The following is a 12241-nucleotide window of genomic DNA, read 5'->3' as shown; positions in this document are numbered from 1 at the left end:
CGGCTGGTGCCGCGGCCGGGAGGCCGCGGCACCAGCCTCTCCTCCCCATCTTATCCACCGTTCTTTTAGCTTCATTTCTAGGTATGGCGGCTAGCCTTCCTGCCACCGCTTGGGCGCTGGCTCAAGCCAACACTTACCCTTCGCCGCTACCGCCGGCCGCGGATTCTGACCTCAAGCGGTGCTTTCAGGGCCGGGTGATCGCCATCGATCCCGGCCACGGCGGTGAAGACCCAGGAGTCTGCGCCGAGAACAACCGGATTCTAGAAAAGGACATCAATTTGCAGATCGCCAAGCGTCTGCAAGGCTACCTGGAAAGTTTGGGAGCCAAGGTCATCCTTGCCCGTAGCGTCGATGAAGATTATTTTCCACCCCGGGGCCAACGCGGGCCCAAGACCGCCAAGCAAGTAGACCTGGACCGGCGGCTAGACCTGGTGCGCCAGGGCAGGGCCGAGCTTTTCCTAAGCATTCACTTGAACGCCATTCGCCAGCCCAGTTGCCGCGGGGCCGAAGCCTTCTTTCAAAAAGGGAGTACCGAGGGACAACGCCTGGCCCAGGCCCTCCAAGCCCGGCTGCACCAGGTCCCCACCATGAACCGCCGAGTAGCCAAACCGGGCGACTTTTACCTACTGCGAAACCTGGACATCCCCGGGGTGGTACTGGAGCTAGGCTATCTGAGTAACCCTCAAGAAAGGCACCAGTTGCTCTCCGACCATTACCAAATGCACCTGGTCAAGGCCATCGCCCAAGGCCTCTACGATTACTGGCAAACTCCTCCGCCCCCAGGGTCTCCCTTGGCCCCTAGGCTCCCATCCTCCGCCTTTCAATGCTCGGCTACGCCACCTGATCCAAGGTAAATGAGTTTGCTGCACCAGTAGCCGGGTTACCGAGAAGATCTGCGACCTCTAGAATGGATAGCGGCTTAGATAAAACCGGTCTTTATCCACGCTGAGGTTCAAGGACTGAAATTGGGGATTCAACTTCACTTTTGCTTTTCGTTTAAGATTAAGCTTGTACTGGCCTAGATAGGTTTTTCGCTGCTCCTCCGCTTTCGGAGATGTGCCTACGGAAGGGACCTTTCCGGCCGCCTCGGCCTCAGCCAAGATAGACTCGTTTAGCTTCTGAAGGGAGAGGAGACGGATAACATTGTAACGTTCGTAGAGGTTCCAGTACTCGTCCCAAGTCAGGTTCCATTCTTTTATCAGCATGTCAACTACATAGCGCATACTCGGATCCTGGGGAGTATGTTGGGATGGGTCGTCCTCGGCGTATTGCTTTTTCTGCTCTTCAATAAAGGCGGAAATCTCCTTTTCTGTGGGCAAGAGCCCTCTCTTAGCCGCTTCTTTCATGACCAGCTTCTCTTCTACCAGCCTATTGAAGTAGTGCGAATACCCTTTGGGACCAACACTGTTTTCTCCCAGGCCTTTTACGAACTCCAGCTCGGTCAGGCCAATGGGGTAACCATTTACCCAGGCCACAACTTCATTGGCAGGGATATTGTCCGACTGAAACTGCTTATAGGTATCGCTGAGAAGGTTGGGGTGGTTCCTGATGAACTGGCCAGTAAGCTTCATGATCTCATCAACGGTTTTTGGCTGCGGAGCTGAAACTGGAGCTGGCCTATCCTCTGGCCTATCTTTCCCAACCCAAACCACAACACCCGTAACCGCTAACAAGGCTGCCAATACCGCCAGGCCCAGTTGCCACCGGTACCGGTTAAACATATACGCCACCTTCCTCTTTCTCATAGATGCTTCCGAAACATTTCCCATGCCGGATTGCTGGCGCCGGCTCCGGAGAGCATCGCCGGCGATTCGTACGGCTCCCCCTCGCCCTTCGGCGGGGTTCCAGGGCATAGACAGCACTAGTGTCTATCATTACTTTTTCCATCTAGCCTTTTCTCCTTCGGCTAGGTAACGGTCGTGATTGGCAGCCACATCCTTTAAGCCACTATCGCCGATACCGACTAGTTTCCAAATCGGGTCCTCTTCGCTTAATGGCTTAATTGGCCGCACTTTCCTCAATCTAATTTCATTCTCCTCAACCTCCACCGCAAGATAGTCACCGCTCTTTAACCCTAAAGATTCTCTAATGTGCTGCGGTATAGTCATCTGGCCCTTACTAGTCAGCCGTACCAGGGATTCGCTCAAGCTCCACCCTCCTTACCCCCAGTAGGATTTCCTTGCTAGTAGTGTACGCAATTTCAAGATGACCGACAACGGCAATATGCAAAAGCTGTAAAAGAACGTTGTGTAGGCAAGAAGGTATCAGATATAATTAGCTTAACTCACTGCCTTGGAGTTGAAAGTTATGAAGAAAAGCGTACGTGCCGTTTTCGACGGTCGGGCACTCTGGCCTGAAGAGCCGGTGGACCTAGAGCCTAATACAGAGGTAACTGTGACAATCAGAACCGCAAGAAAGGGAGAGAAGGGGAGAAAGAGGGAGTCTTTCTTCGAAACCGCACGCTCCCTAAACCTGGACGGTCCTCGGGACTGGTCACGGCGCTTTGAAGAGTACCTTTATGGGGAGAATACCGGTGCCAGCGACTAGCTATTTCCTAGACTCTTCCTACATCATCGCCCTTGCCGTCCCTGGAGACGAATTCCACCAACGAGCCGTAGAAATCTCCCGGCAGATAGAGAAGAGCGGGGGCGAACTGGTGACCACCCGGGCCGTGATTTTGGAAATCGGCAATGCCCTAGCCAGACAACGTTACCGCCGGGCGGCGGTTAAACTCCTGCAGGCACTCCACTCTGATCCCACGGTGCGGGTTGTCCCACTTTCGGAAAGGCTATACCGCCAAGCACATAACCTCTACATCAACCGCCCGGATAAAGAATGGGGCCTTACAGACTGTTGCTCTTTCGTGGTCATGCAAAATGATGGTCTTAGGGAAGCTTTGACTGCCGACGAGCATTTCCGTCAGGCTGGATTTCGAGCTCTACTACTCGAGTAAGCAGACCTCTTCAGGCACGGACCTCAGGTATGGGGCCCGGGTGGTCAGCCGGTGGCCACCACTGTGGTGGCATGAGTCTTTAGAGAAAAGAAGCAAGGAAGGCCACTAGACATCGTTTGCGCTTCCTTGCTTCGATTTTCTGGGCTTGCCTCTTGTCTTTCAGCTTAACCAGCCTCTGAAAAGGCTGGCCTAACGTTTCTTCTTCAGGGCCAGGCTCGCTCCCGGCTAGAAGACTGGCACTACCGCTCCCTGGTATTTCTCCTCAATGAACTTCTTAATCTCCGGGGAGGTAAGGGCTTCGCTCAAGGCCTTGATGGCGGCGTTGTCTTTGTCCTCCGGGCGCACCGCCAGGATGTTGGCATAGGTCTTGGCTGCCAGCGACTGGGCGCTCTCCGACACTATGGCCTGTTTGGGCGATAACCCAGCATCCAGGGCATAGTTGCCATTAATTACCGCCGCATCCACATCAGGCAGGGCTCGGGTGAGCTGGGCCGCCTCCAGCTCCTCGATCACCAAGTTCTTGGGGTTCTCCACGATATCGTTGCGAGTGGCGGCAATCCCGGCTCCCTCCTTAAGCTTCAAAAGCCCATTGTCCTGGAGCAAGAGCAAGGCTCGAGCCTCGTTGGTGGTATCGTTGGGAACGGCGATATGGGCGCCGGGTTTAAGCTCGCTTAGGGATTTGATCTTCTGCGAATAAAGGCCCAAGGGCTCAAAATGAACCGCCACCGTATAAGTAAGGGTCTTGCCGTTTTTCTTGTTCCAGTCATCTAAGTAGGGCCAGTGCTGGAAGTAGTTGGCATTGATGCTCCCTTCAGCCAGGGAAATGTTGGGAGTATTGTAATCAGTAAACTCCTTGATTTCTAAGTTAATGCCCTTTTCCTTGAGCATAGGCTTAACCTGCTCCAAGATCTCGGCATGGGGAACCGGCGTTGCCCCTACCACCAAAGTAGTCTCGCCGCTCCCGCCTGACTTAGTTCCGCCGCATCCAAATAAGCCCACTGCCAATAAGGTCGCGGTCGCTACCAGTAGAATCTTTTTGGCTATCCGCATTTTTTAAACCTCCTAACCTTGAGTTACTGGAACCGGCTGCCTGGCTAAGTGCTCTAGGCCAGCTGATCCCGTTATCCCGCCGGCCCCTTGACTCCTGCCGGCCCCGGTGGGATTTTGGCCCCATTGGCCCGCAATTCTGCCGGCCTCGCCTGATATAGGAGAAATTTTTACCCCTAGCGGCGCAACCGAGCCGCCAACCGGTCACCGATGCTTTGTACCACCTGTACCAGTATAATTAGCAGGGCTACAGTTATGAGCATAACATCTTCCTGATAGCGGTAGAAGCCATAACGCACGGCGAGGTCACCAAGACCACCCCCTCCGAGAACTCCGGCCATGGCCGAATAACTGATGAGAGTTATAGTAGTAATAGCTGCGCCTAAAATCAAGGAAGACATCGATTCCGGAAGCAGCACCTTGGTTATGATCTGCCATGGGGAAGCCCCCATGGCCAAAGCTGCCTCAATTACCCCCCAATCCACCTCCCGCAGCGACTGCTCCACCAACCGCGCCACGAAGGGAATGGCCGCCACGGTAAGGGGCACGATGGAGGCGGTGGTGCCGATGGATCGGCCCACTAAAAACCGGGTAAAGGGAATTATGGCCACCATGAGGATAATGAACGGGATGGACCGGCCAGCGTTAATAATGGCGGCCAAAACGGCGTTAAAGCGCCGGGCCTCCATGATGTGGCCCTTGGAAGTGGTGACCAGAATAATCCCCAAGGGCAAGCCAAAAGCGTAGGATAAGACCGTGGAAATTGCCACCATGTAAAGGCTCTGCCAGGTTGCCGTCCATATCAATTCAAACATGGCTATTGTCCAGCTCCTCCACATGCAGCCGTTGGGATTCAAGGAATCGCAAGGCTTGTCCTATAGTTTCCGGTTCGCCCCGCAGCTCCAAGGCTAGGGATCCGAGAATGTTCCCCTTAACGTGATCGATATGGCCATAAAGGATGTTGGCCTTGATTCCAAATTGCTGCACCAGCTGAGAGATAATCGGCTCCCGGGCTACTTCTCCCACGAAGGTTACTCTGACGACCGGCCCCTGCCGGCGGGCGAGTACTGCCGGGGGAATGTCATCGCTGATGACACTGGCTACGAACCGCCGGGCGGTAGCAGTTTTAGGCTGGGCAAAGATGTCAATGGTAGGTCCGGTTTCGACGATGCGCCCCTCTTCAATCACCGCCACCATATCGCAGATTTCCTTGATCACCGCCATCTCGTGGGTAATCACCACCATGGTAATCCCCAGGCGCTGGTTAATCTCCTGGAGCAAGGCCAGGATGCTCTTGGTGGTCTGCGGGTCCAAAGCGCTGGTAGCTTCATCGGAGAGCAAAACTTTGGGCTCATTGGCCAGGGCCCGGGCGATGCCTACCCGCTGCTTTTGGCCGCCGCTGAGCTCGCCCGGATAGGCCTGGGCTTTGTCAGCCAGACCCACCAGCTCCAAGAGCTCCCGCACCCGGCGGTCGGCGGCACCCCGATCTACCCCAGCAATTTCCAGAGGAAACATGACGTTGCCGTAAACCGTCCGCGAAGACAAGAGGTTAAAGTGCTGAAAGATCATTCCTACTTGGCGCCGGGCCTGCCTCAACTCCGAAGGTCGGAGGGAGCTAAAATCTTGGCCATCCACCAGCACCCGGCCTGAGGTAGGGCGTTCCAGCAGGTTGATGCACCGCACCAGGGTGCTCTTGCCCGCTCCACTGAGGCCGATGATACCAAATATCTGGCCGCGGGGGATGGTCAGATTGACGTGATCCAAAGCCACCACCTGGCGACCATTGCTTTCATAAACTTTGCTAAGGTCCTGAATCTCGATCACGGCGCTTAAACCTTTCCAGCCATGCCTGGGGCCTGTCCCCGGCCAAAAACTCGCGAAAATTAGCATAGCATAATTAACCGGCAAAAACAACGAACCGGCGCTATTGCCCTGACGTCCGTGCGCCCACCTGGTCAGCCTAGCCGGCCTAGCCCGCCCCTCCGCAGGCTTTTAACCCATCTTAATCTTGGCATCGGGTTTATTATGCGACCTGGTTCGGACCTTATTTCCTTAATCTTAGCTTAACCTTAAACTGTTATGGTAAGAGGCTGGGCTAGGGCGGAAGCGGGGACCGGCCAGCTATACGATGGGTAGGATCCGCAGGCCCGTGCTGGAAATGCTAAAATAGGCTAGCTGCTCAATCACACTCCAGGGAGGAATAGGCAATGCGGCTGTTGGTAGTGGAAGATGAGCCCAATTTACTCCAGGCCATGGTGCGCCGCCTAAAAGAAGAGGGATATGGAGTCGATGGGGCCACAGACGGGGAAGAAGCCTTGGCCTACGTTGCTACCGTTGCCTACGATGCCATAATCCTTGACCTGATGCTGCCTAGGCTTAGCGGCCTGGAGGTGCTCCGGGAAATGCGCAACCGGCGCCTGCTTTACCCCGTGCTCATCCTTACTGCCCGCGATGCCACCGAGGACAAGGTAAAGGGACTAGATCTAGGGGCGGACGACTATCTCACCAAGCCCTTTAGCTTCGATGAACTCTTAGCCCGCCTCCGCGCCATCTTGCGGCGAGCCGGCCAGCCCCGGCTGGGGACGGTGCTTAAGGCCGCTGACCTCGAGGTGGATACCATAGCCCGCAAGGTTACCCGGGCCGGCCAGACCATCCTTCTCACCAGCAAGGAATACGCGCTCTTGGAATACCTCATCCGCAACCAGGGGCAAGTGTTGACCCGCTCGCAAATTGCCGAGCACGTGTGGGATTATGATTTTAACGGCATGTCCAATATTGTTGATGTCTATATCCGCTACTTGCGCCGAAAGATCGACGACCCTTTTGAGCCTAAACTCATCCAGACCATCCGCGGTAGCGGCTACCGGCTTGAGGCCCCTTAGGGCTAAGGGAAAGGAGACGGCAGGATGGGATGGACCAGTCGCATACCCATACTGGTGAAAGAGCTACGGCGGGAGTTAACCCGGCATATGACCATCCGCGCCCGCCTGACCCTTTGGTACGTATTCCTGCTTGCCGTCATCCTGGTCTTCTTCAGCATCTTCTTGTATGGCCGCCTGGCGCTCAGCTCCTATCGGGAAATCGAGCTTATGCTCGCGGCCGACGGCCAGCAAGTGCTGGCCGACCTGGAAGTAGAAAACGGAGCCATCAAGTGGCAGGAACCGCCTGTCCCCGCCGGGACTGCCGCCGCCCTCTATGACCGGCAGGGGGTTTTGGTGAAAGCTGTTGGTATGCCCGCTCAGGCTTTTCTGCCTAACCAGCCACCCCAGCTCGCCCATCCTGCTAAATCAAGGCTCAAACTTTGGCTTGAAAAACAGCTCTTGGGTTGGGTTTCGGCCAGAAGCGGAAGGCCCTTGGTGGTACTCGACGTCCAGGGAAAGGATTGGCTTTCCCTGACCATGCCTATCCAGGAAAATGGAGAGCTCTTGGGCTACCTGCAAGTAATGCGCCCCCTGGAGCCAGTGGAACAAACCTTGCACCAGCTGCTTTTGATCCTAGCCACCGCCATTCCTTTAACCCTGCTAGTAGCCGTAGCCGTGGGGCTGTTTTTGGCTCAGCGCGCCTTGAGCCCCATCAATCGCATTGTCCATACCGCTAGGGCCATTGGACAGGGCAACCTCTCCGAGCGGATAAACTGGGATGGCCCCCAGGATGAGCTGGGGCGCTTGGCCGCCACCTTCGACGATATGCTAAACCGGCTGGAGCAAACTTTTGAGCGCCAGCGCCAGTTTACCGCCGACGCCTCCCACGAGCTTAGGACCCCTATCGCCGTCATCCGGGCCCAAGCGGAAACTGCCCTCAGCCGCTCCCGCTCCCCCGCCAGCTACCGCCAGACCCTGGAAAAGATCGTGGAGCAGGCTGAGCATATGAGCCGCCTAGCCAACCAACTGCTGATTCTGGCTCGGGCCGATGCCGGAAAAGAAAGCCTGGAAAAGGAGCCGGTCGATTTGGTGGAGCTGGTACAGGCGGTAACAGCGGAAATGCAGGCTCCGGCCCAATCTAAGGGAATTGAGCTTAAAACCAATCTGGGTGCAGAGCTTGCACAGCTGGTGGTAAACGGCGATCAAACTCGGCTCACTCAGCTGGTGATTAACCTGCTTGACAACGCCATCAAGTACACCCCAGCGCCCCGGCCCGGATACCAACCCGTGGTGGAAATTAGTTTGAGCCGCCAAGGTGCCTGGGCTCGACTCACCGTTTCCGATAACGGCATTGGCATTCCCGCTTCCGATCTGCCCCACATTTTCGAACGCTTTTACCGGGTGGATAAGGCCCGGTCTCGGGCCAGCGGCGGCACCGGACTGGGCTTGGCTATCGTCCAATGGATCGTTAACCGCCATGGCGGCCGCATTGAAGTGGCCAGCCAACTTGGCCGCGGCACTACCTTCACCGTCTGGCTCCCACTTTCCTCTGCCTTGGCCGATTAGGCAGGTGAACATCCTCCCACCTTTTTGCCGCCCAAGCTCTCTTTTATGGCTCCAGTTTTCATCTGGTTTTAAGTTTCCCCTGGCACAATTGGTCCATAAGCCCACCGGCCGGGCACGCTGGGCACTCCGGACTACCTCAGCTGGTGCGCCGCCTGACTGGGAGCCCAGATGCAGGCGTGCTTGGCACTTGGGTGATTGGAGGTAATTAATGACGATGAATATCTTGGATATCATTCTGCACCTGGACAAGTATTTAAACGTTATTATTCAAAGCCTTGGCTTGGGGACATACCTCATCTTATTTCTAGTTCTATTTTGCGAGACCGGCCTGGTCATTACCCCCTTTCTGCCCGGGGATTCGCTCCTATTTACCGCCGGGGCTATCGCCGCTATGGGCTCGCTCGATCTTGCCACCTTATTTTTGGCATTGGCAACCGCGGCTATAGCTGGGGATTCGATCAATTATTTTATCGGCAAATCCACTGGCTATCGGATCGCCAAGGGTAATACCAGGCTGGTCAAGCCCGAGTACATAGTCAGGGCCCAAGATTTCTATGCCAGGTACGGTAGCATAACCATCTTTTTAGCCAGATTCATCCCCATCGTCAGAACCTTTGCCCCGTTTGTGGCCGGGATTGGCGAGATGAAGTATACCAAGTTCGTCTCCTACAATATCTTCGGCGGGCTGGTATGGACCGGCCTGTTCCTATGTGGAGGGTACTTCTTTGGCAACCTGCCCGCCGTCAAACAGAACTTTTCTGTGATTATTCTTGCCATCATCTTTATCTCCTTGCTTCCAGCCATAATCGGGTTCATACAGCAAAAATGGGCCCACGATTAACCTCAGTCAGGCTCCCAGCGCTGCTGCTGCCGCCAACCGGGTAAGCGCAGTGCAAGCAGCCGCCCAGGTAGCGCCCAAGGCAACACCCGCAGCCCAGGTGCAAGCAACCCAGGCAAATCCGGCCAATTCGGCCGTCCAGACCGGGCTAAAGCAAGCCGCTACTACCTCCGAAGCTGAGGAAATCAAGGGCAAAGAAGCCCCCGAGGTCAACGAAGCCGAGGAGGCTAAGTCCGCCAAGGCTGAGGCCGACCTCCCCGGCGGACACGCCGATCCCGACGGAGTGAATGTCGACCTGCTAAGAAACGCGGAGACGCCGTCGAGCCTATAGGGCGGACACGCCGATCCCGACGGAGTGAATGTCGACCACCAATTTCAGGGTGCAGAGTAAGCGGCCCAATTGGGGCTAGCCCACCTGCCTGCTCGGCTTTATTTCTACGCTCTCTCAAAGCTGTCTTTGCCCACCCCACACACGGGGCAGGTCCAGTCGGCCGGAAGTTCCTCGAAGGGCGTGCCTGGGGCAATGCCCCGCTCGGGATCCCCCTGGGCCGGATCGTAGGTGTAGCCGCAGACGCTGCACTGGTACTTGGCGGCAGCTATCGGCTGGGCCTCGGCTCGGGCGGCAGCAAAGGTGGGAGCGGTCCTGGGGGTGGTGCCGCGCTTGACCTGGTGGTAGTAGGCGTAAGTCATCGGGTCACCCTTTAAGAGGACGGCCGCGTCGGTCAGGGCGCCGATAAAGATGCTGTGGGTGCCGACATCAATCTCTCGCTCCACCCTGGCCTCGAGATAAGCCAGGCTATGCTCGGTAAGATAGGGGAGCCCACCAGAAGTGAGCCGGTAGTTGATCCCGGAAAGCTTGTCCACTTCCCGGCCCGACTTGAAGCCGAACCGGCCAATCAGGGAGAGGGGAGCCTCCTTAGCCAGCACCGATACGGCAAAGCTCCGCCCGGCCTGAATGAATTCGTGGGTGAGGTTCTTTTTGTTAATGCCTACGGCCAGCGTGGGCGGGTCGGAAGTGATCTGGAACACGGTATTGGCCACCTGGCCGTTTAGCCGCTCGCCCTTTTTGGCCGTGACTATATAGAGCCCGTAGGAGATGGCGTGCAGGGCCTTGGTATCCAAAACTCATCCCTCCTTAATGCGAGCCGCAATCTGCCGGCCCAGCTCCCGGCACCGCTCCAGATCCCCCTGGCTGGGAACCCACTTTACCGTCGGGCCGGGTTCGACTGCCAGCTCGATCCTGGCTTCCTTCAGGTGCTCCTCCAGCACCTTCTGGGCGCCCCCGCCCCAACCGTAAGCGCCAAAGGCAAGTCCGATCTTGTTTTTGGGCTTTAAGCCCACCAGCTCCTCCAAGAGCGGCGCCACCGTGGGCAGCACTCCGTTATTGATGGTAGGCGAGCCGATAAGGACCGCGCCGGCAAAAAGGATCTCCTTGATGATGTCGTTACGGTCGGAAACCGAAAGCCTAAACAGCTTGACCTCGCATCCCCGGGCCACCAGGCCCTCCGCCAAGGCCTTGGCCATCTTTTCCGTGGCCAGCCACATGGTGTCGTAGGCGATGACCGCCATTGCCCGGGACCGGCCCTCAGCCCAGCCGGCATAGGCCTGGACAATCCGACCGGGATCCCGGCGCCAGATGAGGCCGTGGCTGGGGGCAATAGTCCTTACCGCCAATTTCATGTCCCGGATTTCCTGAAGCTTCTTGGCAATCAGCCCGCTGAAGGGCATGAGGATGTTGGCGTAGTACTTGGCTGCCTCATCCATGATCAGGTCAGCGTCGACTTCGTCATCGAAGCGGACGCTGGTGGCGATGTGCTGGCCGAAGGCGTCATTGGGGAGGAGCAGGGCCTCCTCGGGAACATAGGTGAACATGCTGTCGGGCCAGTGGAGCATGGGGGCTTCGATGAAGGTAAGGGAACGGCGCCCCAGGCTGACGCTGGTTCCGGTCTTGACAATCTCATATTGGAAATCGAGGCCCGGGTAGTGGTCCTTTAAGCTCTCGTAGGCGCGCTGGGTGCAGAGGACGGTGGCCTGGGGACAGAGCTCCATGATGGCCAAAAAGGCACCGGCATGGTCAGCCTCAGTATGGTTGATGACCAGGTAATCGATGTTGACTGGGTCCCTGACCTCCTTAAGCCGGGCGATCAGCTCCTCCTGGAAGGGTTCATATACAGTATCCACCAGCGCGGTTTTCTCGTCGACGATCAGGTAAGCGTTGTAGGTGGTCCCGCGGTGGGTGGAAAAGGCTGGACCGTGGAAATAGCGGATGTTCCAATCGATGGCCCCTACCCAGTAGATGCCATCGGCAATAGCGACCGGCTGTGTCATCACTAAGCCCCCTATGGAAAGTAGAATAGAACCCGGCAGCCAGCCCGTCTCTGGCCGCTAATCGTCAAAAGCAAGCTTTATAACTCCGGCCTTCACCCGTTCCAGGGCGTTGAGCTCACTTTCCAGTTGTCGCTGCTCATCTTCCGAACCGCAAAGCTGGAGGATGATCAGGCCGTTGTCAGTGCAGGCGTCAGTCTCGTGGAGGCCAAGGCGCATACGGATCAGGCAGCCGTACTTGGTCAATATCTCCTGTACCTTGACCGCCGCCTCCCGCCGGTTATCAACCAGAATCGCCATTATGGTCGGGCAATCCATAATCCATCTTCTCCTCTACCTGCTTTAGTCCTCAGGCTCAAACATGTCCTTGCCAACCCCACAAATCGGGCATTCCCAGTCATCCGGGAGGTCCTCGAAAGCAGTTCCCGGGGCAATGCCGCTATCGGGGTCTCCCTCGGCTGGGTCATAAACGTAACCACAGGCACTGCAAACGTATTTTTTCATTTCCATGCCCTCCCTATGCCCCGGGAGATGCTTCCGAAACATTTCCCATGCCGGAGCGCTGGCGCCGGCTCCACATGGGCTCGCCAGCGATCCGTATGGCTCCCCCTCGCCCTTCGGCGGGGTTCCCGGCCAATTCGACCTCCTGTC

Annotated in this window: 16 protein-coding genes; 7 read left to right on the top strand and 9 right to left on the bottom strand. The window is 56.7% G+C overall.

Going from position 1 to position 12241, the window contains the following annotated elements; genetic code table 11:
* The coding region (locus tag H5U02_10540; protein ID MBC7342862.1) for an N-acetylmuramoyl-L-alanine amidase at positions 1 to 854 on the top strand (854 nt) is incomplete at its 5' end.
* Between the two features lie 48 nt (positions 855 to 902).
* On the opposite strand, the gene H5U02_10535 is transcribed toward H5U02_10540, so the two are convergent.
* Positions 903 to 1721: a hypothetical protein gene (locus H5U02_10535; GenBank protein ID MBC7342861.1), complete on the bottom strand. Its 819-nt coding sequence runs from the start codon at positions 1719 to 1721 to the stop codon at positions 903 to 905.
* Positions 1722 to 1874: 153 nt separating this feature from the next.
* The gene (locus H5U02_10530; GenBank protein MBC7342860.1) at positions 1875 to 2147 is read right to left on the bottom strand and encodes an AbrB/MazE/SpoVT family DNA-binding domain-containing protein; all 273 of its coding nucleotides are present in this window, start codon (positions 2145 to 2147) and stop codon (positions 1875 to 1877) included.
* Positions 2148 to 2307: 160 nt separating this feature from the next.
* Here H5U02_10530 and H5U02_10525 point away from each other — a divergent pair, with 160 nt between their 5' ends.
* Both H5U02_10525 and H5U02_10520 read left to right on the top strand, forming a co-directional pair.
* Positions 2308 to 2547: an antitoxin family protein gene (locus H5U02_10525; GenBank protein ID MBC7342859.1), complete on the top strand. Its 240-nt coding sequence runs from the start codon at positions 2308 to 2310 to the stop codon at positions 2545 to 2547.
* Positions 2519 to 2953, top strand: a complete 435-nt coding sequence (locus H5U02_10520; protein MBC7342858.1) for a type II toxin-antitoxin system VapC family toxin — start codon at positions 2519 to 2521, stop codon at positions 2951 to 2953. Before H5U02_10525 ends, H5U02_10520 begins: the two co-directional genes overlap by 29 nt.
* A gap of 225 nt (positions 2954 to 3178) precedes the next feature.
* On the opposite strand, the gene H5U02_10515 is transcribed toward H5U02_10520, so the two are convergent.
* The 3 genes from H5U02_10515 to H5U02_10505 all read right to left on the bottom strand — a co-directional run bounded on the left by H5U02_10515 (position 3179) and on the right by H5U02_10505 (position 5824).
* Entirely contained in the window at positions 3179 to 4003 is an 825-nt protein-coding gene (locus tag H5U02_10515) for a MetQ/NlpA family ABC transporter substrate-binding protein (GenBank protein MBC7342857.1), read from the bottom strand.
* Positions 4004 to 4176: 173 nt separating this feature from the next.
* A complete protein-coding gene (locus H5U02_10510) occupies positions 4177 to 4839 on the bottom strand; it encodes an ABC transporter permease (GenBank protein MBC7342856.1) in 663 nt (220 codons plus the stop codon).
* Positions 4808 to 5824, bottom strand: coding sequence for a methionine ABC transporter ATP-binding protein (locus H5U02_10505; protein ID MBC7342855.1), 1017 nt, complete (start codon positions 5822 to 5824; stop codon positions 4808 to 4810). The genes H5U02_10510 and H5U02_10505 overlap by 32 nt, the downstream gene beginning before the upstream one ends.
* Positions 5825 to 6207: 383 nt before the next feature.
* On the opposite strand from H5U02_10505, the gene H5U02_10500 reads away from it, so the two are divergent.
* The 4 genes from H5U02_10500 (at position 6208) to H5U02_10485 (ending at position 9596) form a co-directional block, all read left to right on the top strand.
* Positions 6208 to 6882 (top strand): response regulator transcription factor, encoded by a 675-nt coding sequence (locus tag H5U02_10500; protein MBC7342854.1) that lies wholly within the window; start codon positions 6208 to 6210, stop codon positions 6880 to 6882.
* A gap of 24 nt (positions 6883 to 6906) precedes the next feature.
* Entirely contained in the window at positions 6907 to 8427 is a 1521-nt protein-coding gene (locus tag H5U02_10495; GenBank protein ID MBC7342853.1) for a HAMP domain-containing protein, read from the top strand.
* 214 nt (positions 8428 to 8641) lie between these two features.
* Complete coding sequence (locus H5U02_10490) at positions 8642 to 9268, top strand: VTT domain-containing protein (protein MBC7342852.1); 627 nt, start codon at positions 8642 to 8644, stop codon at positions 9266 to 9268.
* Positions 9269 to 9317: 49 nt separating this feature from the next.
* Positions 9318 to 9596 (top strand): hypothetical protein, encoded by a 279-nt coding sequence (locus tag H5U02_10485; protein ID MBC7342851.1) that lies wholly within the window; start codon positions 9318 to 9320, stop codon positions 9594 to 9596.
* 104 nt (positions 9597 to 9700) lie between these two features.
* On the opposite strand, the gene H5U02_10480 is transcribed toward H5U02_10485, so the two are convergent.
* The 4 genes from H5U02_10480 to H5U02_10465 are packed head-to-tail and all read right to left on the bottom strand — an operon-like array spanning position 9701 to position 12094.
* Entirely contained in the window at positions 9701 to 10387 is a 687-nt protein-coding gene (locus tag H5U02_10480; protein MBC7342850.1) for a rubredoxin, read from the bottom strand.
* Between the two features lie 3 nt (positions 10388 to 10390).
* Positions 10391 to 11593, bottom strand: a complete 1203-nt coding sequence (locus H5U02_10475) for a flavodoxin domain-containing protein (GenBank protein ID MBC7342849.1) — start codon at positions 11591 to 11593, stop codon at positions 10391 to 10393.
* 57 nt (positions 11594 to 11650) lie between these two features.
* Positions 11651 to 11908 (bottom strand): hypothetical protein, encoded by a 258-nt coding sequence (locus H5U02_10470; GenBank protein ID MBC7342848.1) that lies wholly within the window; start codon positions 11906 to 11908, stop codon positions 11651 to 11653.
* Positions 11909 to 11932: 24 nt separating this feature from the next.
* The gene (locus H5U02_10465; protein ID MBC7342847.1) at positions 11933 to 12094 is read right to left on the bottom strand and encodes a rubredoxin; all 162 of its coding nucleotides are present in this window, start codon (positions 12092 to 12094) and stop codon (positions 11933 to 11935) included.
* Positions 12095 to 12241 lie beyond the last annotated feature (147 nt).

It is taken from the genome of Clostridia bacterium (genome assembly GCA_014360065.1).
GTDB lineage: Bacteria > Bacillota > DSM-521 > Neomoorellales > JACIYF01 > JACIYF01.
Note: the sequence above shows the minus strand (reverse complement) of the source record. Positions and strands in the feature narration are given on the sequence as shown.

Coding starts and splice junctions, on each gene's coding strand:
- H5U02_10515 (MBC7342857.1), bottom strand. CDS start 4,003: ATGCGGATAGCCAAAAAGATTCTACTGGTAGCGACCGCGACCTTATTG.
- H5U02_10525 (MBC7342859.1), top strand. CDS start 2,308: ATGAAGAAAAGCGTACGTGCCGTTTTCGACGGTCGGGCACTCTGGCCT.
- H5U02_10500 (MBC7342854.1), top strand. CDS start 6,208: ATGCGGCTGTTGGTAGTGGAAGATGAGCCCAATTTACTCCAGGCCATG.
- H5U02_10520 (MBC7342858.1), top strand. CDS start 2,519: ATGGGGAGAATACCGGTGCCAGCGACTAGCTATTTCCTAGACTCTTCC.
- H5U02_10490 (MBC7342852.1), top strand. CDS start 8,642: ATGAATATCTTGGATATCATTCTGCACCTGGACAAGTATTTAAACGTT.
- H5U02_10465 (MBC7342847.1), bottom strand. CDS start 12,094: ATGAAAAAATACGTTTGCAGTGCCTGTGGTTACGTTTATGACCCAGCC.
- H5U02_10535 (MBC7342861.1), bottom strand. CDS start 1,721: ATGTTTAACCGGTACCGGTGGCAACTGGGCCTGGCGGTATTGGCAGCC.
- H5U02_10475 (MBC7342849.1), bottom strand. CDS start 11,593: ATGACACAGCCGGTCGCTATTGCCGATGGCATCTACTGGGTAGGGGCC.
- H5U02_10470 (MBC7342848.1), bottom strand. CDS start 11,908: ATGGATTGCCCGACCATAATGGCGATTCTGGTTGATAACCGGCGGGAG.
- H5U02_10495 (MBC7342853.1), top strand. CDS start 6,907: ATGGGATGGACCAGTCGCATACCCATACTGGTGAAAGAGCTACGGCGG.
- H5U02_10510 (MBC7342856.1), bottom strand. CDS start 4,839: ATGTGGAGGAGCTGGACAATAGCCATGTTTGAATTGATATGGACGGCA.